The sequence below is a fragment of the Pedococcus sp. P2_E4 genome (assembly GCF_056403935.1).
Genome location: NZ_JBFUEO010000039.1, coordinates 1 through 21411 on the forward strand (window position 1 = coordinate 1; position 21411 = coordinate 21411).

At 69.6% G+C, this 21411-nt stretch carries 23 protein-coding genes; 10 read left to right on the forward strand and 13 right to left on the reverse strand.

Going from position 1 to position 21411, the window contains the following annotated elements; translation table 11 throughout:
- Nucleotides 1-184: 184 nt before the first annotated feature.
- The 3 genes from sodN (at nucleotide 185) to mctP (ending at nucleotide 2756) form a co-directional block, all read left to right on the forward strand.
- A complete protein-coding gene (gene sodN / locus AC1DV7_RS15095; RefSeq protein WP_477597957.1) occupies nucleotides 185-583 on the forward strand; it encodes a superoxide dismutase, Ni in 399 nt (132 codons plus the stop codon).
- Between the two features lie 194 nt (nucleotides 584-777).
- Nucleotides 778-1083 carry a DUF3311 domain-containing protein gene (locus AC1DV7_RS15100; protein WP_477597958.1) on the forward strand — a complete coding sequence of 102 codons (306 nt, stop codon included), beginning with the start codon at nucleotides 778-780 and terminating at the stop codon, nucleotides 1081-1083.
- Nucleotides 1080-2756, forward strand: coding sequence for a monocarboxylate uptake permease MctP (gene mctP, locus AC1DV7_RS15105; RefSeq protein WP_477597959.1), 1677 nt, complete (start codon nucleotides 1080-1082; stop codon nucleotides 2754-2756). Before AC1DV7_RS15100 ends, mctP begins: the two co-directional genes overlap by 4 nt.
- A gap of 127 nt (nucleotides 2757-2883) precedes the next feature.
- Here the strand turns inward: mctP and AC1DV7_RS15110 are convergent, their stop codons facing one another.
- Both AC1DV7_RS15110 and AC1DV7_RS15115 read right to left on the reverse strand, forming a co-directional pair.
- On the reverse strand, nucleotides 2884-4188 hold the full coding sequence (locus AC1DV7_RS15110; RefSeq protein WP_477597960.1) for an HD-GYP domain-containing protein: 1305 nt from the start codon (nucleotides 4186-4188) through the stop codon (nucleotides 2884-2886).
- Nucleotides 4185-5642 (reverse strand): HD-GYP domain-containing protein, encoded by a 1458-nt coding sequence (locus tag AC1DV7_RS15115; protein ID WP_477597961.1) that lies wholly within the window; start codon nucleotides 5640-5642, stop codon nucleotides 4185-4187. Before AC1DV7_RS15115 ends, AC1DV7_RS15110 begins: the two co-directional genes overlap by 4 nt.
- Before the next feature lie 506 nt (nucleotides 5643-6148).
- Here AC1DV7_RS15115 and AC1DV7_RS15120 point away from each other — a divergent pair.
- Nucleotides 6149-6223 carry a 50S ribosomal protein bL37 gene (locus AC1DV7_RS15120; RefSeq protein WP_369791897.1) on the forward strand — a complete coding sequence of 25 codons (75 nt, stop codon included), beginning with the start codon at nucleotides 6149-6151 and terminating at the stop codon, nucleotides 6221-6223.
- A gap of 186 nt (nucleotides 6224-6409) precedes the next feature.
- On the opposite strand, the gene rsrA is transcribed toward AC1DV7_RS15120, so the two are convergent.
- Both rsrA and AC1DV7_RS15130 read right to left on the reverse strand, forming a co-directional pair.
- Nucleotides 6410-6682 carry a mycothiol system anti-sigma-R factor gene (gene rsrA / locus AC1DV7_RS15125; RefSeq protein ID WP_477597962.1) on the reverse strand — a complete coding sequence of 91 codons (273 nt, stop codon included), beginning with the start codon at nucleotides 6680-6682 and terminating at the stop codon, nucleotides 6410-6412.
- A complete protein-coding gene (locus AC1DV7_RS15130) occupies nucleotides 6679-7356 on the reverse strand; it encodes a sigma-70 family RNA polymerase sigma factor (protein WP_477597963.1) in 678 nt (225 codons plus the stop codon). Before AC1DV7_RS15130 ends, rsrA begins: the two co-directional genes overlap by 4 nt.
- A gap of 138 nt (nucleotides 7357-7494) precedes the next feature.
- Between AC1DV7_RS15130 and AC1DV7_RS15135 the strand changes: the two genes are divergently transcribed.
- Entirely contained in the window at nucleotides 7495-8046 is a 552-nt protein-coding gene (locus AC1DV7_RS15135) for a ferritin (protein WP_477597964.1), read from the forward strand.
- Here the strand turns inward: AC1DV7_RS15135 and AC1DV7_RS15140 are convergent.
- Both AC1DV7_RS15140 and AC1DV7_RS15145 read right to left on the reverse strand, forming a co-directional pair.
- A complete protein-coding gene (locus AC1DV7_RS15140; RefSeq protein WP_477597965.1) occupies nucleotides 8043-8675 on the reverse strand; it encodes an alpha/beta hydrolase family protein in 633 nt (210 codons plus the stop codon). The two genes, AC1DV7_RS15135 and AC1DV7_RS15140, sit on opposite strands and share 4 nt — an antisense overlap.
- Nucleotides 8672-9574, reverse strand: coding sequence for an SOS response-associated peptidase (locus AC1DV7_RS15145; RefSeq protein WP_477597966.1), 903 nt, complete (start codon nucleotides 9572-9574; stop codon nucleotides 8672-8674). Before AC1DV7_RS15145 ends, AC1DV7_RS15140 begins: the two co-directional genes overlap by 4 nt.
- 143 nt (nucleotides 9575-9717) lie before the next feature.
- Between AC1DV7_RS15145 and AC1DV7_RS15150 the strand changes: the two genes are divergently transcribed.
- From AC1DV7_RS15150 to rsgA, 3 genes are all read left to right on the forward strand, one after another.
- On the forward strand, nucleotides 9718-10257 hold the full coding sequence (locus AC1DV7_RS15150) for a DoxX family protein (protein ID WP_477597967.1): 540 nt from the start codon (nucleotides 9718-9720) through the stop codon (nucleotides 10255-10257).
- A gap of 229 nt (nucleotides 10258-10486) precedes the next feature.
- Nucleotides 10487-11815 (forward strand): 3-phosphoshikimate 1-carboxyvinyltransferase, encoded by a 1329-nt coding sequence (gene aroA / locus AC1DV7_RS15155; protein WP_477597968.1) that lies wholly within the window; start codon nucleotides 10487-10489, stop codon nucleotides 11813-11815.
- Nucleotides 11815-12849: a ribosome small subunit-dependent GTPase A gene (gene rsgA, locus AC1DV7_RS15160; protein ID WP_477597969.1), complete on the forward strand. Its 1035-nt coding sequence runs from the start codon at nucleotides 11815-11817 to the stop codon at nucleotides 12847-12849. The genes aroA and rsgA overlap by 1 nt, the downstream gene beginning before the upstream one ends.
- On the opposite strand, the gene AC1DV7_RS15165 is transcribed toward rsgA, so the two are convergent.
- Entirely contained in the window at nucleotides 12771-13481 is a 711-nt protein-coding gene (locus AC1DV7_RS15165) for a hypothetical protein (RefSeq protein WP_477597970.1), read from the reverse strand. The genes rsgA and AC1DV7_RS15165 overlap by 79 nt on opposite strands.
- Nucleotides 13481-14011 carry a hypothetical protein gene (locus tag AC1DV7_RS15170; RefSeq protein ID WP_477597971.1) on the reverse strand — a complete coding sequence of 177 codons (531 nt, stop codon included), beginning with the start codon at nucleotides 14009-14011 and terminating at the stop codon, nucleotides 13481-13483. Before AC1DV7_RS15170 ends, AC1DV7_RS15165 begins: the two co-directional genes overlap by 1 nt.
- A 132-nt stretch (nucleotides 14012-14143) precedes the next feature.
- On the opposite strand from AC1DV7_RS15170, the gene AC1DV7_RS15175 reads away from it, so the two are divergent.
- The gene (locus tag AC1DV7_RS15175; RefSeq protein ID WP_477597984.1) at nucleotides 14144-14686 is read left to right on the forward strand and encodes an RNA polymerase sigma factor; all 543 of its coding nucleotides are present in this window, start codon (nucleotides 14144-14146) and stop codon (nucleotides 14684-14686) included.
- Nucleotides 14683-15294, forward strand: a complete 612-nt coding sequence (locus AC1DV7_RS15180) for a hypothetical protein (protein ID WP_477597972.1) — start codon at nucleotides 14683-14685, stop codon at nucleotides 15292-15294. Before AC1DV7_RS15175 ends, AC1DV7_RS15180 begins: the two co-directional genes overlap by 4 nt.
- Before the next feature lie 108 nt (nucleotides 15295-15402).
- Here AC1DV7_RS15180 and AC1DV7_RS15185 read toward each other — a convergent pair whose 3' ends face one another.
- From AC1DV7_RS15185 to AC1DV7_RS15205, 5 genes are all read right to left on the reverse strand, one after another.
- Nucleotides 15403-16458: an ABC transporter ATP-binding protein gene (locus AC1DV7_RS15185; protein ID WP_477597973.1), complete on the reverse strand. Its 1056-nt coding sequence runs from the start codon at nucleotides 16456-16458 to the stop codon at nucleotides 15403-15405.
- Complete coding sequence (locus AC1DV7_RS15190) at nucleotides 16451-17494, reverse strand: ABC transporter ATP-binding protein (RefSeq protein WP_477597974.1); 1044 nt, start codon at nucleotides 17492-17494, stop codon at nucleotides 16451-16453. The genes AC1DV7_RS15185 and AC1DV7_RS15190 overlap by 8 nt, the downstream gene beginning before the upstream one ends.
- An 18-nt stretch (nucleotides 17495-17512) precedes the next feature.
- The gene (locus AC1DV7_RS15195) at nucleotides 17513-18448 is read right to left on the reverse strand and encodes an ABC transporter permease (protein WP_477597975.1); all 936 of its coding nucleotides are present in this window, start codon (nucleotides 18446-18448) and stop codon (nucleotides 17513-17515) included.
- A complete protein-coding gene (locus tag AC1DV7_RS15200; protein WP_477597976.1) occupies nucleotides 18441-19367 on the reverse strand; it encodes an ABC transporter permease in 927 nt (308 codons plus the stop codon). The genes AC1DV7_RS15195 and AC1DV7_RS15200 overlap by 8 nt, the downstream gene beginning before the upstream one ends.
- Nucleotides 19368-19609: 242 nt before the next feature.
- Nucleotides 19610-21301, reverse strand: a complete 1692-nt coding sequence (locus AC1DV7_RS15205) for a peptide ABC transporter substrate-binding protein (protein ID WP_477597977.1) — start codon at nucleotides 21299-21301, stop codon at nucleotides 19610-19612.
- Nucleotides 21302-21411 lie beyond the last annotated feature (110 nt).

The window sequence follows — 21411 nt, forward strand, 5'->3', positions numbered from 1 at the left end:
CGCCCCACCCCGGGGCGGGGCGCGGGCCCGCCCACGTCCGGGCCGGGACGCCCCACCCGGGGCCGCCCCACCGCATACCGGCTYGTATGGCGGTCCCACCGGATGGGGGGCGCGGTGCGGGTCGCTGACCTGCGGGGTAGGGTCGAAGACGCACCTGAACATCCGTCTCGCAGAAGGGATCTTCATGCTCTCCCGCATCTTCCGCACCACCGAGGTCAGCGCCCACTGCGACCTGCCCTGTGGTGTCTACGACCCCGCCCAGGCCCGCATCGAGGCCGAGTCCATCAAGGCGATCATCGCCAAGGTCGCCGACAACGACGACCCCGACTTCCGCACCCGCGCGGTGGTCATCAAGGAGCAGCGGTCCGAGCTCGTCAAGCACCACCTGTGGGTGCTGTGGACCGACTACTTCAAGGCCCCGCACTTCGAGAAGTACCCCGACCTGCACACCTTGTTCAACGAGGCCACCAAGCTGGCCGGGGCATCGGGCACCAAGGGCGAGTTCGACGCCGCGAAGGCCGACGAGCTGCTCGCCAAGATCGCCGAGATCGACAAGATCTTCAAGGAGACCAAGGCCGCCTGAGGCCCGCTCCAGCCGCACGCCCGTCCCGCACCGCGGGGCGGGCGTCCGTCGTCTCGCGGCCCGGGCGCAGGGCCGCCACCTGCGGGTTGGTGCTGAAGTGACACCTGTTCGTTCCCACAGTTACCCATGAGTCGGGCATATCGTACGCACTGGCTGCCGTACCGCAGCCGCTCAATTCTCCTCTGGAGGTCACGGTGAGTCTCGACAGCGACGTCGACCACGACACAGTCCCCCCTGCCAACAAAGGCCTGCTGGCCGTTGCCGGCGTCCTGCTCGCCCTCCCCCTGGTGGCGCTGGCATGGGTGGGCAGCTACGCCCGCAAGGACCCCGAGCTGTGGGGTTTCCCGTTCTTCATCTGGTACCAGTTCCTGTGGGTCTTCCTCTGCTCGGGGCTGACGTACACGGCCTACAAGCTCGTGCTCCGCGCGCGCCCGCACCGGCCGATGCCCGGCCACCGCGACGATGAGACCCGCCGCCGCGACGAGGAGGCCGGACGATGACCGCGCTCGCACCCCTGGTGACCGACAAGAGCGTCAACGGGGTCGCCCTGACCGTCCTCATCCTGCTGTTCGCCCTCGTGACCGGCATGGGCTTCTGGGCCACCCGGTGGCGCAAGGCCGACAGCATGGAGTCGCTCGACGAGTGGGGCCTCGGCGGCCGGCGCTTCGGCACCTGGGTCACCTGGTTCCTCCTCGGCGGCGACCTCTACACCGCCTACACCTTCGTCGCGGTCCCCGCGGCGATGTTCGCAACCGGTGCCGTGGCCGGGTTCTTCGCGGTCCCCTACACGATCGTGCTCTACCCGATCATCTTCATCTTCATGGCCCGCCTGTGGTCGGTCAGCCACCGCCACGGCTACGTGACGCCGGCCGACTTCGTCCGCGGGCGCTACGGCTCCCGTGGGCTGTCGCTCGCGGTGGCGGTCACCGGCATCCTCGCGACCATGCCCTACATCGCGCTGCAGCTGGTCGGCATCCAGGCCGTCCTCGAGGTCGCCGGCGTCGGTGGCGAGAGCCTGCTCGCCCGCGACCTCCCGCTGTTCATCGCCTTCGCGCTGCTGGCGGCCTACACCTACTCCAGCGGACTGCGTGCACCCGCGGTCATCGCGTTCGTCAAGGACGCCCTGATCTACCTGGTCATCATCGTCGCCGTGATCTACCTGCCGTCCAAGTTCGGCGGCTGGGACGCGATCTTCGGTGCGGCCGAGACCAAGATGGCTGCCGCCAACCCCGTCGACGGCAAGCCCAACGGTGCGTTCATCCCCTCGCAGCAACAGTTCGTCGCCTACGCCACCCTGGCGTTCGGGTCGGCGCTGGCGCTGTTCATGTACCCGCACTCCATCACGGCGACCCTGTCGAGCTCGAGCCGCAACACGATCCGGCGCAACGCCTCGATCCTGCCCGCCTACTCCTTCGTGCTCGGCCTCCTGGCCCTGCTCGGCTGGGTGGCGATCGCGGCCAAGACCAAGCCGATCGGCCTCGACGGCAAGCCGAACGCCCAGCTCGTGATCCCCCAGCTGTTCGAGGACTCCTTCCCGAGCTGGTTCGCGGGCGTCGCCTTCGCGGCGGTGGCGATCGGTGCCCTCGTCCCCGCGGCGATCATGTCGATCGCAGCGGCGAACACCTTCACCCGCAACATCTACAGGGAGTGGCTCAAGCCCGACGCGACCCATGCGCAGGAAGCCAAGGTCGGCAAGCTGGTCTCCCTGCTCGTCAAGGCGTTCGCCCTGGTCTTCGTGCTGACCCTGGACAAGCAGAACGCGATCAACTTCCAGCTCCTGGGTGGCATCTGGATCCTGCAGACCCTCCCGAGCATCGTGTTCGGCCTCTACACGCGCTGGTTCCACCGCTGGGCCCTGCTGGCCGGCTGGGCCGTGGGCATGGCGTACGGCACCTGGGCAGCATGGGGCGTGGCCAACCCGCGCAGCAAGGTCGCGCACTTCGGTGGGTCGCTCGACCCGATCCCGGTGCTGGGCGACCTGGGCTACATCGCGATGACGGCCTTCGTCATCAACCTCGTCGTCGCCGTGGCCCTGACCCTGGTCCTGCGGGCCATGAAGGTCGACGCTGGTCGCGACGAGACGATCCGGGGCGACTACTTCGCCGACGCGGGAGACCCCCGGGTCGAGAAGAACATCTCGATGGACGCCCACCTCACCACCGGCACGCCCTGACGGAGGGCGTTCCACCACTGCAGGCCGGGTGGTGTCGGGGTCAGCCCCGGCACCACCCGGTTCCTGTGTGTGCCCACGACGAGCGTGTCCGTATGCAGCGGGAGCGCCTCCCGGGGGACGGCGCTGGTCAGGACATGGAGGCGAACGCGCGCCGGCGCCGCTGCAGCACCCGGGACAGGGACTCGACGACCCGCGGGTCGTACTCGTAGCCGAGGCCGAGGTGGATGCGTTCCATCGCCCGGTCGTCGTTCTCACCCAGTGCGCCGGCCATGTCGTCGTAGGCGTTGGTGACCTTGATGATGCGGCTGGCCATCGGCAGGTCCTGGCCGAACTCGCGCACCTGGCGGTAGGGCACGGTCTGCGCCTCGAGGATCTGGGCGACGGTGTCGAGCACACCGGTGGTGCGCACGATCTCGGCTCCGTCGTGGGCGATCCGCTGCTGGTCCGCGGGCGCCGCCATGACGGTGGCCCCCTCGGGGATGGGCTCACGCAGGGCGACCTGACCCAGGTCGTGCAGCAGCGCTGCATACTCCAGGTCCGTGAGGTCGCGCTGACCCATGCCCAGGTCGCGCCCGACCGCGACCGCGAGCGAGGAGACACGCTGGGCGTGGTTGAGGGTCGTGTAGCCCGCCCGGTCCGTCAGGGACGAGAGCGCACCGATCGTCTGCCGGTAGGTCACCCGGATCGCGGCGTAGCGCTGGACCGCGAAGTAGGTCAGGACCAGCGGGAAGAGGAACAGCGGCAGCGCGGCCACGCCGATGGCGAACTCGGCGAGCGCGATCAGTGCGCCCGAGGTGACCAGCGCGGTGGCGAGGCCGAGGTTGGAGCGCAGCTCGTCGATGACGGCCGGGAGCAGGGGGGCCTGGTCCTCACCGGCGCGCGCCAGCGCCTCCACGGTGAGCTCGACCAGCATCGCGACGGCCCCGACGGCCACCATGACCACGCCGACGAGCCAGCGGCGCGAGACCCACTCGGTCTGCCACTCGACCAGCGAGCGACCGCTGAAGTCGATGCTGCGGTAGAGCAGGGGCGCGACGGCCGCGCACGCCACGTGGGCGGAGGTCTGCCGCAGGGAGACGGTGGATCCGGCGACGCGGGAGATCGCACTGCGCACCACCATGGCCACGGTGATGGTCGCCGTGACGAGCGCCGCGCCGGCCGGAGCGCCGGACTCGGTGGGCAGCACCGTCAGGGCCAGGCCCAGCGCCGCCGCCGACGACATCGGTGCGGTCTCTCGGCCGGTGAGGATGCGCAGGCGCGCTGCCTCGCCGGCGACGATGGCGATGAAGAAGAGACCGAGGACGACCAGGGTGCCCGAGGGCAGGTGGGCCAGCTGGCCGGACCCGGCGACGACGGACCAGACGACGACCACGGTCGCCGCGATGGAGATGAGCCATCCCAGGTCGAAGGTCAGGCGGCGCAGCAGGGTCACCGTGCCTCCATCCCGTTGATGGCGAACTGGCGGCCGGGGTGACCCAGGCGAGCGCGCAGGTCGGGTCGCTCGGCGAGGTGGTCGGACGCCTCGAGCTCGTCGTGGTCGAGTGCGACCCCGGCCGTGGCGAGCTGGTCGGGGGTCCGCTCGGTGGTGCTCCAGTCGTGCCTGGCCAGTACGCGGCCGAGCGCCTCGACCACGGCGGGGTCGAACTGGGTGCCCGCCCGCTCCGTGACCAGGCGGCGCGCCTCGTCGACGGCCACCGCGGGACGGTAGACGCGGTCGGTGGTCAGGCAGTCGAAGCTGTCGGCCACGGCGACGATGCGCGCGAAGAGCGGGATCGCCTCACCGACCAGACCCTCGGGGTAGCCCCGCCCGTCGAACCTCTCGTGGTGGTAGGCGATGCCGTCGACCGCGCCCGCGAGGAAGTCGATGTCGGCCACGAGGGCCACCCCACCCTCGGCGTGACCGGCGAGCACGACGATCTCGTCGTCGGACAGGTCGCGGCGCGGGCGCAGCAGGGGCGTCGGGACGGCCACCTTGCCGATGTCGTGCAACATCCCCGCGACCCGGACGTCCTGGATCTCGCGGTGGCCGAGGCCCATGACCTCGGCCAGCCACTCGGACAGGCGCGCCACCCGCTCGCTGTGGCCGGCGTTGTGCGGGTCCTTGGTCTCGACGGCGGACACCAGGGCCCGCAGGGTGCGCTCGTGTGCCCGGACCTCGTCGCCGTACTGGACGAAGGCCCAGCGGGCCACGAAGAGCGGTGCGAGGACGAGGACGGCGCTGAACCAGCCCACCTTGGCGGGGATCCACAGCACGACGAACAGGAAGCCGATGAGGCCGTACCCCACATAGGCCAGGCCGGTCGTGCTGAGCAGCTTCCACGCCTGCATCCGCAGGGGGACACCGCCGGCGACGCGCAGGATGAGGGCGAGGGTCAGGGCGTTGGTCAGGCACTGGGCGACATCGGCGAGGATCAGCGGGATCCCGACGTGCACGATGAGCGCCCAAGGGCCGGTCATTCCCTCGCCGCGCTCGGCCCCGCCGGTCACGGCGTACACCAGCGCGCCGATGGTGGCGATGCAGGTGAACATCCCGAAGTTGAAGATCCGGACGATGACGCGCTCGCGTCCGAGGTGGACCACGGTCGACATCAGGCCGACGATGCCGGCTCCCACCGGCCCGAGGACCACAGCGGCTGTCAGCATGATGATGCTGGCGAACGAGAACTGGACGCGTGCTCCGACATCCGTCTCGCGGAAGACCCAGCTCGCCACTCCGAGGAGCGTGAGGACCACCAGGGCGGCCCAGTCCGTCGGGGGACCCGTCCAGACCCAGCTGACGACCAGGAGCGCCACGGCCAGAAGGCAGACCGCACTGACCGTGATCAGCGTCGGCAGGCTCGAGATCCGGCCCGGCGCCTCTCGCGTCGCAGGCTTGTCAGCACTCACAGACGAAATCTAGTCCGTCGAGCGAGGCTGTGCCGCGTGCTCGGGCTTACGGGTCAGGTGTGGCGTCAACCGATCAGGTGCCCCAGCCCCACGCCTTGGTGGTGTCGACGACCTTGGCCGGACGCTGGTCTGCGCTCCACACCAGGGTGTCTTCGCGGAGGATGGACTCGAAGATGGTGGTGATGGCCTTCATGGCGGATACTCCTTCTGTCCGATGGGAGGGGTCAACCGTTCGGCCACATCGGACTGACTGTTGCTCCGAATCGTCAGGGGTGCGATTCGGCTGCAGCACTATGATGCCGTCTGATCTGCGACTTTCTCGAAGTTAGACTTCTTCTTGACCAACTCTTGAAGTTCAGTTCGAGGTGGTCTGCCCCGGAATGTTCGCTGATTGGGCCCCTCGTGTGCCCCGCCACCAGGTCCAGGCCACCTCACGTGTTGTGCGAGAATGTCCGATGGACCGGGCGCCCCTGGAGCGCCACATCACCAGCGACGGAGTGACACCCATGAGCAAGCGCGCCCGCAAGCGCCGCTCGCGCAAGGGCAACGCGGCCAACCACGGCCGCAAGCCCAACGCCTGAGCCAGCGCCACGACGCACAGCGCAAGGGCGCGAAACGGTCATCACGACCGTTTCGCGCCCTTTCGCTTTCCCCCGTGCGCGGCAGAGCTCACCGTGTGCGGCAGAGCTCGGCCGCGTGCGGCAGAGATCAGCCGTGCGCCCACCCGCAGGCGGGGGGTGCCGGGTGGCGACCACCCGGCATACGGCTCACTCGCTGAGCGTCACCCGCAGGGTGGTGATGCGCGCCATGATCTGGGTGCGCAGCTCGACCGGGGCCTCCTCGCAGGCACACGACCGCTTGACGAGGGCCTTGAGCGCCTGGTCGAGGTCGTACTGCTGCAGGCACGGCCCGCACGCGTCGAGGTGGTGCTTGATCTTCACGGTGTCGTCGACGGTCATCTCGCCGTCGAGGTACTCGTAGACCCGGTGCAGGACCTCCGAGCAGTCCGCGTCGGCCGCTTCGCCGTGTCCGCAGCTCATGAGTCCGCCCCCTGGGTCGCGAAGCCGCGCTCGGCGGCGTACTCGGTCAGCAGCTCACGCAGCTGGCGCCGGCCACGGTGCAACCGCGACATGACGGTGCCGATGGGGGTGTCCATGATCTCTGCGATCTCCTTGTAGGCGAAACCTTCGACGTCGGCGAGGTAGACGGCCATGCGGAAGTCCTCGGGGAGGTCCTGCAGGGCACGCTTGACCTCGGTGTCGGGCAGGTGGTCGAGCGCCTCGGTCTCGGCCGACCGCAGACCGGTCGAGGAGTGCGACTCGGCGCGGGCGAGCTGGTAGTCCTCGATCTCGGCCGCGTCCGACTGCAGGGGCTCACGCTGCCGCTTGCGGTACGTGTTGATGTAGGTGTTCGTGAGGATGCGGTACATCCACGCCTTGAAGTTGGTGCCCGGGCGGTACTGGTGGAACGCCGCGAACGCCTTGGCGTAGGTCTCCTGGACGAGGTCCTCGGCATCGGCCGGGTTGCGCGTCGTGCGCAGGGCAGCCGAGTACAGCTGGTCCAGCAACGGCATCGCCTCGCGCTCGAAGCGGGCGTGCCGGTCGGAGGTGGACTCGGTCTGGACGTCCACGGTGTGGTCTGCGGGGGGTTCCACCACGTCGCCTGCGGTCAGGTCCACGGACTCACGGGTGTCGAATGCGGGGGTGTCAGTCATCGCCCTCCAGCCTAGCCCGGTGGACGCCGGCCGGGGCGCGGTGAGAACTGGCACAGGCGGGCCTCCTTTCACGGGGTGTCTCACCGTGGTTCAACCACGTCAACCGCGGGGTCATTCCCAGCCGATACCGTGGGGCGCATGCCCGCCAAGACCAAGGACTCCGGCTCGTCGTTCGTCGAGCTGCTCGCCGAGCAGGTGCGACACGAGTTCACCGCCAGCCAGCAGTACATCGCCATCGCCGTGTGGTTCGACGGTCACGACCTGCCCCGCCTGGCGACGCACTTCTACCAGCAGAGCGTCGAGGAGCGGAACCACGCGATGATGATGGTCCAGTACATGCTCGACCGTGACTGGCCGCTCACGGTCCCCGGCGTCGACGAGGTGCGCAACGAGTTCGCCAAGCCCACCTCCCCCATCGAGGTGGCCCTCCAGCAGGAGCGGGGCGTGACCGCCCAGATCGAGGCGCTGTTCCGCGCCGCGCGCAGCGAGGGCGACGTCCTGGGTGAGCAGTTCATGCTGTGGTTCCTCAAGGAGCAGGTCGAGGAGGTCGCGGCGATGAGCACCCTGCTGACCATCGCCGAGCGAGCCGGCGAGGACTGGTTCCAGATCGAGGACCACCTGGCCCGCGAGTCCATCGGCGACGGTGGCAAGGACGCCTCGGCCCCGGCCGCCGCGGGTGGCGCCCTCTAGTCCAGCGTCGCCACGAAGGCCCGCGCCGCCGCCACCAGGGGCGCGGTGTCCCTCACGGTGTGCTCTCCGCGCACCGCGGTGACGTATGCCGGGTCGGGCAGCTCCGCGCGCACCTCACCTGGCGTGCCGAAGGGGTCACGGTCGCCCTGCACGACGTGCAGCGCGATGTCGTGCGCCAGGGGCTCGCGCAGCTCGGCCGCCCGCGACACCTCGGGCTTGCCCGGCGGGTGCAGGGGGAACGCGAGGCAGAGCACGGCGCGCGCACCGAGGAGGTGCGCCGTGCGGCACGAGACCCGCGCGCCGTTGCTCTTGCCGGAGAGGACGAGCCGGCCCGGCAGCCTGCCGCGCCCCGAGGTGAGGGCCTCGACGACCGGCAGGTAGGCCTCGTCCTGTGGCACGGGTCGCGGTGGGGTGCGTCGCCCCGCAACACCCCAGGCCTGCTGGACCAGGGCCACGGCCCAGCCGGCGTCGACCAGCCCTGCCCGCACGGCGAGCAGGTCGCGACCCTCGACCCCGCCGCTGGCACCGTGCGTCAGGACGACGGTGCCGGAGGCGTTCGGCGGACGCCAGACCTCAGCCCGCGCTGGCCCAAGCGGAGTCGCGATGTCCCGGGTGCGACGGGTCGTCACGCGGGGTTCTCCGCGCCCTGGACCGGCGGGGCCGGCGGTGCGTCGCTGCCCCCGATGATCTCGCCGGTCATCGGGTCGACCACGCCGTCGAGCTGGTCGGCCCCCACCGGCTCGACCAGCGCAGGACCGTTGCTGCGGTTGGACGACACGGCGGTCGAGACGGGGTACGCCTCGAACCGGCCGGGCTGCGTGAACGCCAGGAGCCGCCCGACCTCGGCGACGTCGCGCACGTCGGGGTCGAGCCACGTCGCCCAGTCGCCCCGCTCGAGGACGAGGGGCTGGCGGTCGTGGATGCGGTCGAGCCCCGGCTCGGCCTCGGTGGTGATGATCGTGAACGTGGTGAGCCAGGCCTCGGGGTCGTCGTTGTCGGCGATCTCGCGGTCGCGCCAGAACTCGTAGAGCCCCGCGAAGGCCACGACGTCGCCGTCGGCCCGGTGCATGAAGAACGGCTGCTTGCGGGGGTTGCCCTTCGTGTCGGTCGCCACCGGCGACTTCTGCCACTCGTACCACCCCTGCGCCGGGACGAGGCAGCGGCGCGACACGGCCGCCTTGGCGAAGGCCCCCTTCTCGAGCACGGACTCGGCACGGGCGTTGATCATCCGCATCCCCGTCCTCACGTCCTTGGCCCAGCTGGGGACCAGGCCCCACGTGAGCAGGCGCAGCTGCCGCTCGGAAGCCGGCCCACCGGCATACGCCTCGCTCGTCTGGTCCCTCGGCACCCGGGAGAGGACGACGGGCGCCTGCTTGCTGGGGGCCAGGTTGTAGTCCGGGGTGCCGGGCGGTGGCGACTGGGGACTCTTGAGGATGCTGCGCGCTGGCTCGAGCGTGCGATCGGAGTCGACCTCGAACTCCTCGACCAGCTCGTCGGGGTTGGCGGTGGCTGCGTAACGGCCGCACATGTCGCCAGCCTACGGTCCGCGGGAGCCAGCAGGTGGTGAGCAGGGTGCGCGGCGAGGCACGGCACCGAATACGGTAGGACAGTGAGACACCCGGCGCGGCCACCCGTGCCGACCAGCACCATCGCCGTCACCAGGAGCGACCCATGACCCTCGTCCGCCGCGTGGCACGTCCCCTGCTCGCCGCGATCTTCGTCGTCCAGGGCCTCGAGCAACTGCGCCATCCGTCTGCGCTGAAGCCCAAGGTCGCTCCCTTCGCCGCACGGCTCGCCCCGCTGGGCCTGCCCGACGACCCCGAGCTGCTGGTGCGGGCCAACGGAGCGACGATGGTGGGCGGCGGAGCGCTGCTCGCGACAGGCCACCTCCCCCGGCTGGCCTCGGTGGCGCTGGTGGGCACGATGGTGCCGACGACCTACGTGGGCCACGCGTTCTGGGCCGAGACCGACCCGGCCATCCGGCGCACGCAGCGGATCTCGTTCCTCAAGAACCTCGGTCTCATCGGGGGCCTCCTGCTGGCGGCCGTCGACACCGAGGGCAAGCCGGGGGTCGCCTACCGCCTCGGCATGGCCGGTGACGCCGCCAAGCGCACCGCGCGCACGACCCGCCGCGAGGCCCGCCACGCGACCCGCGCAGCCCGTCGCGAGGCCAAGCTCGCCGCGTCCCAGGCGCACGATGCCCTCACCTGACCATCACGGCGCCCTGCCCGCTGACCGCGCCCCGGCTCCCTCTCCCCCGGTCGCGTCCGCTCCGTCTGGCTCGGCCCCGTCTGGCTCGGCTCCGTCTGGCTCGGCCCCGTCTGGCTCGGCTCCGTCTGGCTCGGCCCCGTCTGGCTCGGCTCCGTCCGGCTCGGCCCAGTCTGGCTCGGCCCCGTCCGGCTCGGCCCCGTCCACGGGCGACTGGACGCCGCCCCCGGCCGTGGCTCCGCTGGACGCCGAGGTCCTGTTGCCCGGCAGCAAGTCGCTCACCAACCGCTACCTCGTGCTCGCCGCCCTCGCCGGCACCATGTCCCGGCTCCGCGCGCCGTTGCGGTCGCGCGACACCCTGCTGATGGCGCAGGCGCTGCGCACCCTGGGCGCCACGATCGAGGACAGCACCTCCGACGGCCTGGGGTCGGCCGACTGGATCGTGACCCCCGCGACGCTGCGCGGCGGGGGGCGCATCGACTGCGGCCTCGCCGGGACGGTCATGCGGTTCCTTCCCCCGGTGGCCGCCCTGTGTGACGGCCCCGTCGAGTTCGACGGCGACGCCCAGGCGCGCGTGCGGCCGATGGGTCCGGTCCTGCAGTCCCTGCGCGCCCTGGGCGTCCAGGTCGATGACGGCGGACGCGGCACCCTGCCGTTCACCGTGCACGGCACCGGCCGGGTGCCCGGCGGCTCCGTCACCCTCGACGCATCCTCCTCGTCGCAGTTCATCTCCGCGCTGCTGCTCACGGGCGCGCGGTTCGACGACGGCGTCACCGTGCACCACGTCGGTCAGCCGGTCCCGTCCGAGCCGCACCTCGAGATGACCGTCGAGACGCTGCGCGATGCCGGCGCCATCGTCGACGACGCGGAGCCGGACACCTGGCGGGTCGAGCCCTCGGAGCTCGGTGGGCTGGACGTCCACGTCGAGCCGGACCTCTCGAACGCCGCCCCCTTCCTCGCCGCCGCCCTCGTGACCGGCGGGCGGGTGACCGTGCCCGGCTGGCCCCAGCACACGACCCAGGCCGGTGACGCGATCCGCGACATCCTCGACGCCATGGGCGCCGACGTGACGCTCGCTCGCGAGGGCCTCACCGTCGCGGGCTCGGCGAGCAGCGGGGCGCCCGGCACCGGCGAGGTCAACGGCATCGACGTCGACCTGCACGACGCCAGCGAGCTGACCCCCGTGGTCGCTGCCGTGGCAGCCCTCGCCGACTCGCCCTCCGTCATCCGTGGTGTCGCCCACATCCGGGGCCACGAGACCGACCGCCTCGCCGCCCTCGCCCGCGAGCTCTCGGCGCTCGGCGCCTCGGTGACCGAGACCGACGACGGTCTGCGCATCCAGCCGAAGCCCTTGCATGCCGGCACGTTCCACACGTACTCGGACCACCGCATGGTCATGGCGGCCGCGGTGCTCAGCCTGCGCGTGCCCGGGCTCGTCGTCGAGGACGCGGGCACGGTCGCCAAGACGCTGCCCGAGTTCACCACCCTGTGGGAGCAGATGCTGACCGCCTCCGCGACAGCCCGCTCCGGCACCGACCGCCCCGTGAGCGGGCCGCGCTGATGGGTCGGCAGGCGTCCGACTACGACGAGAGCGACGTCCGCATCCGGCCCAGCCGCCGCGGCTCGCGCCCGAGGTCCAAGGACCGCCCCGCGCACGACGACGCCGTCGCAGGCTTCGTCATCGGGGTCGACCGCGGCCGCTACACGGTTCTCGTGGCCAAGGGTGTGGGCGGTCGCGGAATGCCCGAGCGCATCGTCCTCGCGATGAAGGCCCGCGAGCTCGGGCGCAAGGGCATCGTCGTCGGCGACGAGGTCGGTCTCGTGGGCGACACCTCCGGCAACCCCGACGGACTGGCCCGCATCGTCAAGCAGTCGCCCCGCAGGTCGGTGCTGCGCCGCACCGCCGACGACACGGACCCGGTGGAGCGCATCATCGTCGCGAACGCCGACCAGCTCGTCATCGTCACCGCGCTCGCCAACCCCGAGCCGCGCCCGCGCATGGTCGACCGCTGCCTCGTCGCGGCCTACGACGCTGGTCTGCGACCCCTCCTGGTGCTGACCAAGTCCGACCTGCAGGACGCCGGTCCCTTCCTCGAGAACTACGCGCCGCTCGACGTGCCCCACGTGGTGACGTCGAGTGTCGACGACTTCTCGGGGCTGGAGTCCCTCCACGAACGCCTCACCGGGCGGGTCAGCGTCTTCATCGGCCACTCCGGCGTCGGCAAGTCCACCCTCGTCAACGGGCTGGTGCCGGACGCCGGCCGCGCGGTCGGTGTCGTCAACGACGTCACGGGGCGTGGGCGGCACACGTCGACCTCGGCCGTGGCGCTGCGCCTGCCGGGGGGCGACGGCTGGGTCATCGACACCCCCGGCGTGCGCTCGTTCGGCCTGGCCCACGTCGACCTCGAGCGGATCATCGTCCACTTCCCCGACCTCGAGCCCGGCACCGCCCAGTGCCCCCGGGGCTGCAGCCACGACGAGGAGGAGTGTGCCCTCGACGCGTGGGTGGCCTCAGGTCAGGCCGGTCCGGCCGGCACCTCGCGGCTGGAGTCGCTGCGCAGGTTGCTGAGGGCGCGCTCGGGCGACGCCGACTGACCGTCGGCACCCAGCCGCCCCTCACTGCGCCCGTCACTGCGCCCGTCACTGCGCCCGTCACTGCGCCCGTCACTGCGCCCCCTGCTGTCGTCCGCCGCGCGGCCCGCTCCTCGCCCGTGGCCCGCTCCCGGAGCTCGGAACAGGTCGCGAGCGTGCCACGACAGCCACCAGCCCAGCAACGGCATCCCCACCAACGCGGCGACCTGCACCCGCAGCGGCGCGGACAACATGGTGTCCTCGTCGAGCCGCAGGTCCCGCCACAGGAGCACGGGCACCACGAACACCGCGAGCCAGGCCACCCGGCGTGCCACGACCGAGCGGCGCGCCAGGAGGACGCCGGCCACCAGGGACCCCGGCAGGAACAGCGCCCCCTGGCCCGCGAAGAGCAGCAGGGCCGGCACCGCCGACACCAGCCACCATGCGCTGCGTCCCTGTCGGCGGGTCTCGGCCGCGAACCCCACACACAGCCCGAAGACCGTCGCGAGGAGCACGATGAACACGGTCCCGGTCCAGGAGAACTCCGGCTCCGTGGACACCAGCCGCATCCAGACCCTCGCGAGCACGCCCCACGCCGCCCCGAGGGCAGTGCCCACGAGAGCGGCGCGGAGCAGCGCGTGCCGGGAGCTCGTCATCACCACTCCACGGGCAGGCACGCGAGTCGGTCCCCGGCGGTGCCGTCTGCTGCGGTCGGCTTGGCATGGATGACCACCGAACGCGCGCCCGCCACGGGTGCCCAGTCGACGCGCGCCATGCTCTGGGCGTTGCCGCCGTCGTTGATGGTCACGTCGAGCCAGATCTCGGTCTCGTTGCTCACGACCCGCGGCGAGGTGGAGTGGTTGTAGTGCCCCAGCGCGGACGAGCCGCTGCCCGCCACGCAGGGCCCGAGGTGCAGGTGCGCGCCGAAGGTCTGTCCGGCGACCGCCGGGTCGACGCCGTGCACCACGAAGACGGCCTGGGTGGAGTCGTCGCCCACGAGCGTGAGCTTGGCACTGGCGTGGTCGAACGGCCCTGCCGTCGCGGGTGCGAAGTCGCGCAGGTCGCTCTTGAAGTTGAAGGCCGCGCCCACGGCCGGGGCGACCGCCGCGCCCACGACCGCGACCGCCGCACACGCGGCTGCGGTGGCAGACCTCCGCCAAAGAGGTGATGACTGGGTGTGATCCATGATGCTCTCCTTGCCCTGTGGAGCAGTGGTGTTGACACCTCACCGACGCGACACCACGACGCCTCGGGTGACAGAAGATCTCACCGAAATTCCTTGTCACCCAACGGCTCTGCTCGTTCGTCTGTGGAGGTGATGGAGTCTGTGGGCGTACTGGAGAGCGGAGCAGGGGAAGCGTCGGGCGTCGAGGGCGCCGACGCCCTCGTGGCTGCGCTCTTCGCGGCGGAGGCGACCAGGCTGGTGTCGCTCGCCAGGTTCTTCGTCGACGACCGCACCGCCGCGGAGGACCTCGTCCAGGAGGCGTTCATCCGGCTCTCCCGCAGCGCCCACCGGATCCGGGACCCCGAGCGTGCCGCCGCCTACCTGCGTTCCATCGTCATCAACCTCGCCCGCGACCACAACCGTCGCGGGCTGGTCTCGCTGCGGCACCGGCCACCTGCCGTCCTCGACGAGCCGTCCGCCGAGGAGACCGCCGCCGCCCGCGAGTCGCGCTCCGAGGTGGTGCAGGCACTGCGCCAGCTGCCCCACCGACAGCGCGACTGCCTCGTCCTGCGCTACTACCTCGACCTGCCCGTCGAGCAGATCGCCACGACGCTGGGCATCTCCCCCAACTCGGTCAAGACCCATCTGCAACGGGGCATGCGTGCCCTGGCCAGCACCCTGGAGGTGAAGCGATGAGCGCGCTCGAGGATCGCCTGCACGAGGCCCTCGCCAGCGAAGGACGCCGCGCCGAGCCCTCCCCCGACCTGTTCGCCCGGGTCGTGGCCTCCATTGACGACGACCGCGCCCGTCGCCGACGGCTGGGCTGGACGGTTGCCCTCTGGCTCACCGGGACCGCGGCCGCGGTGGTCGGCCTCATGACCCTCACTCCGAGAGACGAGAAAGGACTGCACATGCCCTGGTGGATCCTCGAGGTGGGCACCAACCTCGCGCTGCTGGCGATCGCCCTATGGCTCGGCCCGTTCATCAAGCGCTTCGGCCGTGCCTACGCGGCTGACGTCTTCCACGACAACCCGCTCACCGGCAAGAGCTACATCGTGCTCACGGACATCGTCTACTACCTGATCTTCGCCGCGTACATCCTCTTCAGCCTGCACGTGGCACCGCAGGGCAGCTGGAAGAACGACCTCACGGGTCTGGTCACGGCGGAGCAGGTGACGTTCGAGCTCGGGCGGCTCGGCGGCATACTGCTCATCATCGGCATCCTGCACGGGCTCAACATCGTGCTGATGCCACTGCTCGGACGCATCTTCTCGCTCAACCGCCGGTTGCCCGACCGGTCCTGATCGGGGCGGTGTGCCGCCCCTGGTCGTGAGGCTGCGCCACGCCCGCTTCGACGCGACGGTGCCGCCCTCCCCTGGGAGGGCGGCACCGTCGGTGTCGAGACCTGTCGGTCAGGCGTCGGCCGGCTGCGGCGAGCCGTCGTCGACGTCCGTCAGGTCGACCGTCTCGATGATCTCGCGCGGGGACGCGAAGTGGCAGGCCGACAGGTGCTCACCGGCGCCGTCAGGACGCAGCTCGAGCAGCGGGATGTCGGTCTTGCACTTGTCCTGCGCCTTCCAGCACCGGGTGTGGAACCGGCACCCGGACGGCGGGTTGGCCGGCGAGGGAACGTCACCCTTGAGGACGATCTGCTCACGCTTGTCGCGCAGCGTCGGGTCGGGGACCGGGACCGCCGAGAGCAGCGCCTGGGTGTACGGGTGGGTGGGACGGCCGTAGATCTCGTCCTCGTCGCCCAGCTCGGCCATCTTGCCGAGGTACATCACGCCGACACGGTCGGAGATGTGACGCACCACGGACAGGTCGTGGGCGATGAAGATGTAGGAGAGCCCGAGCTCGTCCTGCAGCTTCTCCATGAGGTTGACGACCTGGGCCTGCACCGAGACGTCGAGCGCGGAGACCGGCTCGTCGCAGATCAGCACCTTGGGGTTGAGCGCGATACCACGCGCGATGCCGATGCGCTGTCGCTGACCACCGGAGAACTGGTGGGGGAAGCGGTTGATGTGCTCGGGGTTGAGGCCGACCAGGTCGAGGAGCTCCTGCACCCGCTTGCGGCGGCCCTTCTTGGGCACCACCGACGGGTGGATGTCGAAGGGCTCGCCGACGATGTCGCCGACCGTCTTGCGCGGGTTGAGCGAGGTGTACGGGTCCTGGAACACGATCTGGATGTCCCGGCGCAGCTTGCGCATGGCCTTGCCGCGCTGGGTGTACATGTCGATGCCGTCGAACATCAAAGAGCCCGACGTCGGCTCCTCGAGCCGCATGAGCAGGCGACCCAGCGTGGACTTGCCACACCCGGACTCGCCCACGATGCCCAGCGTCTCGCCCTTGTTGAGCTCGAAGCTGACGCCGTCGACGGCCTTGACTTGACCCACCGTCCGACGCAGGACGCCGCCCTTGATCGGGTAGTACTTGACCAGGTCGGTCGCGGTCAGAATGGCCTCAGCCATTGAGGACCTCCTCGGCAAAGTGGCAGGCGGACTCGCGACCCGGGGCGACCTCTCGCAGCGGGGGACGATCCTCACGGCAGATGTTCTCGGCGTACTTGCACCGCGGGTTGAACGCGCAGCCCGGGGGGATCCGGGTGAGGTTCGGCGGCAGGCCGCCGATGGCGGACAGCTGCTGGCCCTTCTGGTCGAGGCGGGGGATCGACTCGAGCAGACCCTTGGTGTAAGGGTGCGCCGGCTTGCGGTAGAGCTCGTAGACGTCGGCCCGCTCGACGATCCGACCGGCATACATCACCGCGATCTTGTCGGCGACGTCGGCGACCACGCCGAGGTCGTGCGTGATGAGGATGAGCCCCATCTGGCGCTCCTCCTGGAGCTCCTGGAGCAGCTGCATGATCTGCGCCTGCACCGTCACGTCGAGCGCGGTGGTCGGCTCGTCGGCGATGAGCACCGCCGGGTCGAGGGCGATCGCCATGGCGATCATGATGCGCTGGCGCATGCCACCGGAGAACTGGTGGGGATAGGCCTTGACGCGCTCCTTGGCCGCAGGGATCTGCACCCGCTGCATGAGCTTGACCGCACGGTCCAGGGCATCGGACTTGTTCAAGCCACGGTGCACCCGGAACATCTCGGCGATCTGCCAGCCGACCGGGAACACCGGGTTGAGCGAGGACAGTGCGTCCTGGAACACCATGGAGAGCTCGGGACCGCGGGTCTTGCGGCGCTCCTCCTCGGGCATCGTCAGCAGGTCCTTGCCGCAGTAGCGGATCTGACCTCCGGGGATGACCGCGGGCGGCATGTCGAGGATGCCCATGATCGCCTGCGCGGTCACGGACTTGCCGGACCCCGACTCGCCCAGGATGGCCAGCGTCTCGCCCTCGTGGAGGTCGAAGTTCACGCCGTTGATCGCCTTGGCGACACCCTCGGCGGTGTGGAACTCGACGCGGAGGTCCTCCACCTCGAGCAACAGTCCGTCGACAGGCTTGTAGGGGCTGTCAGGCGAGGTCTTCGCCGTCTTCTTGTCAGTAGTCGTCGTCATCTGTGGATGTCTCCTGCCTCAGCGCGACTTCGGGTCGAAGGCGTCGCGCACCGCGTCGCCCAGCATGATGAAAGCCAGCACTGCAAGGCTCAGGAACAGGCTCGGGAACAACAGGATCCACGGCGCGGTCCTGATCAGGCCCAGCGAGTCGGAGATCGCAACACCCCAGGAGATCGCCGGGGGGACGAGGCCGATGCCGAGGAAGGACAGCGAGGCCTCGGCCGCGATGTACGCACCGAGGCTGATCGTGGACACGACCATCACCGGTGCGATGGCGTTGGGGATGATGTGGGAACGGATGATCCGCCAGGGGCTCGCTCCCAGCGCGCGTGCCGCCTGCACGTAGTCGTTCGGCTTGACCTGGAGCACCGCACCGCGCATGAGGCGGGCGACGCCCGGCCAGCCCAGGATCGACAGGGCGATGACGACCTTGAACACCACGGAGAAGTAGCCCGAGTTGATGTTGTTGGGGAAGGTTGCCATGAAGAGGATCGTGCCCAGCAGGAACGGGATGGCGAAGAAGATGTCTGTCAGCCGCATGATCAGCGCATCCCAGAAACCACCGAAGTAGGCGGCCAGGGTGCCCGTCACGAGGCCCACCAGGGCAGTGAGGACGGTCGTGAACAGGCCGACGATGATCGAGGCCCGGGCGCCGTAGATGGTGCGGGCGTAGACGTCGTAGCCCTGCAGGTCCCGACCGAACCACTGGTCGGCGCTGGGGGGCGTGCTGCCGAGCTTGAGGATGGCGCGGTTGGGATCGGTCCTGGTGAACACCTGCGGGAAGACCGCCATGGTGACGAACACCGCGATGAGGGCCAGCGCCACCCAGAACATCCAGCTGCGGCGCAGCTGGCCCCAGGCTTCGGACGTGAGTGAGCGAGCGGCCTCGTGGTGGGTGTCAGGGGCCGCGGTGATGCTCGGGTCGACCTGTGCCGAAGTGGTGACGTCAGTCATGGCTGATCCTCGGGTCGAGCACGCCGTAGAGGAGATCGACGAGCAGGTTCATGAACAGGTAGACGATGACGAGCACGGTGACGGCGCCGACGACTGCCACACCGTCCTTGAGGGCGATGCTCTGGAAGATGTAGCCACCGACACCGCGGATGTTGAAGATTCGCTCGGTGATGATGGCGCCGCCCAGCAGGGCTCCGAAGTCGGCACCGATGTAGGTCACGACTGGGATCAGGGAGTTGCGCAGGGTGTGCAGGCCGATCGTGCGCGTCCTCGTCAGGCCCTTGGCCACTGCGGTGCGGACGTAGTCGGCACGCAGGTTCTCGGCCAGGTTGGTGCGCGTCAGCCGCGCGATGTAGGCCAGCGAGAGCGTGCCGAGGACCATGCCGGGGAGCAGGAGCTCGTACCAGCTCGCCTGGGCGGAGACCGTGACCGGGAAGAGGTGCAGCTTGAGGCCGAGGAACGTCTGTGCGACCGATCCGATGACGAACAGCGGGATCGAGATCACGACCAGGGTCGTGAGCAGCACGAGGTTGTCGGCGAACTTGCCCTTGCGGATACCGGCCATCACACCGGCCAGGATGCCCAACACCGTCTCGAACAGGATGGCGATGATGGCCAGGCGCATGGTGATCGGGTAGCGCTTGACCAGCTCGTCCTTGACCTCGGTCCCGTTGTACGTGGTGCCGAAGTCGCCCTGGCTCAGCTTGATCATGAACTTGCCGTACTGGACGGGCAGCGGGTCGTTGAGGTTGTGCTCGTCCTTGAACTTGGCCACGAAGGCCGGCGGGCAAGGCCGCTCACCACATTTGTTCTGGGTGGGGTCACCCGGAAGGGCGAACACCATCGCGTAGATCAGGAAGGTTGCTCCCAGAATGACCGGGATCATCTGCAGCAACCGCCTGAGGATGTACTTCGTCACGAGTCCTCCTCGTCAGAACAGGGGCGTGGGACGACTGCTTTGTGCCGACCCTATCCCCTTGTCCGCCAGCCGCTCACTCGTCGGTCGGACCAGTTCGGCGGCAATTGTCGGACACACCGAACGGCTCGCCGCAAGTTGTCGGCCGGCGAGCCGTCGGTACGTCGGGGGTGTCGCTGAGCGACATCGAGGGGGTGGTCCGGGTTGTCGTGATCACACGACCCCGGACCACCACCTCGACTACATCACTTGACCGTGACGCTGGTGAGGTCCACCGTGCCGAACGGGGTGATCTTGACGTTGGAGACCTTCTCGCTCCAGCCCGCAATGACCTTGCCGTACCACATCGGCAGGACCGGCAGGTCGGCCTTCAGCAGGGCCTCGGCCTCCTGGTACTTGGCGTTGGCGTCGTCCAGCGACGATGCGGCAGCGGCCTCGGTGAGCAGCTTGTCGAAGGCCGGGTTGGAGTAGTGGCTGTCGTTCGAGCCAGCACCCGTGCCGTACAGCGGCGCGAGGAAGTTCTCGATCGACGGGTAGTCCATCTGCCAACCGGTGCGGAACATGCCCTTCATCTTCTCGTCCGTGATCTGGCCACGGAAGGTCGAGAACTCGGTCACACCGACGGCAACAGCGTCGACGCCCAGGTTCTCCTTGAGCATGTTGGCGACGGCCTCGGTCCAGGCCTTGTGGTCACCGTTGACGTTGTAGGACAGCGTCATCTTGCCCTTGTAGCCGCCGGCCTCGTCGAAGAGTGCCTTGGCCTTGGCCGGGTCGAACTTGCAGTACTCGCCACAGGCGTCAGCCTTGTAGCCGTCCACGACCGGGGAGACCCAGCCGGTGGCGGGCTCCTTGGTGCCGGCGAAGATCTGCTTGATCAGCGTGTCGCGGTCGATCGCCATGGAGATGGCCGCACGCAGCTTCGGGTTCGAGTAGGTCTTGTCGGCCTTCGGGGACGGGAAGGCGATCGACTGGAACGTACCGACAGCCTTCTCGGCCGTGCGGTCGGGCAGGTCCGACTTGTACTTCTCACCCGGGAGCGCGGAGGACGGAACCTGGCTCTGGATGTCGGTCTGGCCGGCCTGGACGTCCTTGTAGGCAGCCTCGGCGTCGGTGTAGATCTTGAAGTTGATCTTGTCGGCCTTGCCGGCGAACTTGCCACCGTAGTTCGGGTCCTTCTCGACGACCATCGAGGTGCCCTGCTCGTACGAGACGAACTTGTACGGACCCGCACCGATCGGCTTCTTGCCGAAGGCCTCGCCGTTGTCAGCGAAGAAGGAGTCCGGGAGCGGCGCGAAGGCGGTGTAGCCCAGGCGGACCGGCAGGTTGGAGACCTTCTCGGAGGTCTTGATGGTGAAGGTGTAGTCGTCGACGACCTTCAGACCCGACAGGGTCTTGGCCTTCGGGGGCTGGCCCTTGCAGTCCGGGTCCCCGGCCTTGGGGTCGTTCTCGCCCGTGCCCTGGTCCTTGGCGAAGGTGCCGCAGTCCATGTCGGCCGCGCCCTCGATGGGGTCGAAGAAGTAGGAGTTCAGCGTGCCGTTCTCGCCATTGCGGTTCCAGTTCCACGCGTCGACGAAGTTCTTGGCCTTGACCTCGGTGCCGTCCTGGAACTTGCGGCCCTTGTTGAGGGTGACCGTGAAGTTCTGGTTGTCGGAGGACTCGATCTTCGAGGCGAGGTCCATCTCGGGAGCAGCGGTCTCGGGGTTGTAGTGAACGGCCTTGGCCAGGATGGTGTCGAGGAAGTCGCCACCACAGGTCTCGTTGGTGTTCGCCGGGATGAACGGGTTCTGCGGCGTGCAACCGGCGTAGCTGATCTCGCCACCGGAGGCGCCGGACGAGGCTGAAGGCGACTTCTCGCCGGAGTCGGAGCAAGCGCTCGCCAGCAGACCCACTGCGGCGATGGCGGCGACGGTAGCCGCCTTGCGAGCAGTAACTCGCATGTAGTCCTCCTACTTAGGGGTCAGCCGTCCGTTGTGGACGGTTTCGGTCCGGGCTGTGCACCAGTTGGAGCGCAGCCCTGTAACGCCAAGGGCGTCGTGTTGTGGCACCC

Bases quoted from the DNA above. Each gene is read 5' to 3' on its own strand.
- sodN (WP_477597957.1), top strand. From the start codon at position 185: ATGCTCTCCCGCATCTTCCGCACCACCGAGGTCAGCGCCCACTGCGAC.
- mctP (WP_477597959.1), top strand. From the start codon at position 1,080: ATGACCGCGCTCGCACCCCTGGTGACCGACAAGAGCGTCAACGGGGTC.
- rsrA (WP_477597962.1), bottom strand. From the start codon at position 6,682: ATGAGCTGCGGACACGGCGAAGCGGCCGACGCGGACTGCTCGGAGGTC.
- AC1DV7_RS15130 (WP_477597963.1), bottom strand. From the start codon at position 7,356: ATGACTGACACCCCCGCATTCGACACCCGTGAGTCCGTGGACCTGACC.
- AC1DV7_RS15135 (WP_477597964.1), top strand. From the start codon at position 7,495: ATGCCCGCCAAGACCAAGGACTCCGGCTCGTCGTTCGTCGAGCTGCTC.
- AC1DV7_RS15145 (WP_477597966.1), bottom strand. From the start codon at position 9,574: ATGTGCGGCCGTTACGCAGCCACCGCCAACCCCGACGAGCTGGTCGAG.
- AC1DV7_RS15150 (WP_477597967.1), top strand. From the start codon at position 9,718: ATGACCCTCGTCCGCCGCGTGGCACGTCCCCTGCTCGCCGCGATCTTC.
- rsgA (WP_477597969.1), top strand. From the start codon at position 11,815: ATGGGTCGGCAGGCGTCCGACTACGACGAGAGCGACGTCCGCATCCGG.
- AC1DV7_RS15165 (WP_477597970.1), bottom strand. From the start codon at position 13,481: ATGACGAGCTCCCGGCACGCGCTGCTCCGCGCCGCTCTCGTGGGCACT.
- AC1DV7_RS15170 (WP_477597971.1), bottom strand. From the start codon at position 14,011: ATGGATCACACCCAGTCATCACCTCTTTGGCGGAGGTCTGCCACCGCA.
- AC1DV7_RS15175 (WP_477597984.1), top strand. From the start codon at position 14,144: ATGGAGTCTGTGGGCGTACTGGAGAGCGGAGCAGGGGAAGCGTCGGGC.
- AC1DV7_RS15180 (WP_477597972.1), top strand. From the start codon at position 14,683: ATGAGCGCGCTCGAGGATCGCCTGCACGAGGCCCTCGCCAGCGAAGGA.
- AC1DV7_RS15185 (WP_477597973.1), bottom strand. From the start codon at position 16,458: ATGGCTGAGGCCATTCTGACCGCGACCGACCTGGTCAAGTACTACCCG.
- AC1DV7_RS15190 (WP_477597974.1), bottom strand. From the start codon at position 17,494: ATGACGACGACTACTGACAAGAAGACGGCGAAGACCTCGCCTGACAGC.
- AC1DV7_RS15195 (WP_477597975.1), bottom strand. From the start codon at position 18,448: ATGACTGACGTCACCACTTCGGCACAGGTCGACCCGAGCATCACCGCG.
- AC1DV7_RS15205 (WP_477597977.1), bottom strand. From the start codon at position 21,301: ATGCGAGTTACTGCTCGCAAGGCGGCTACCGTCGCCGCCATCGCCGCA.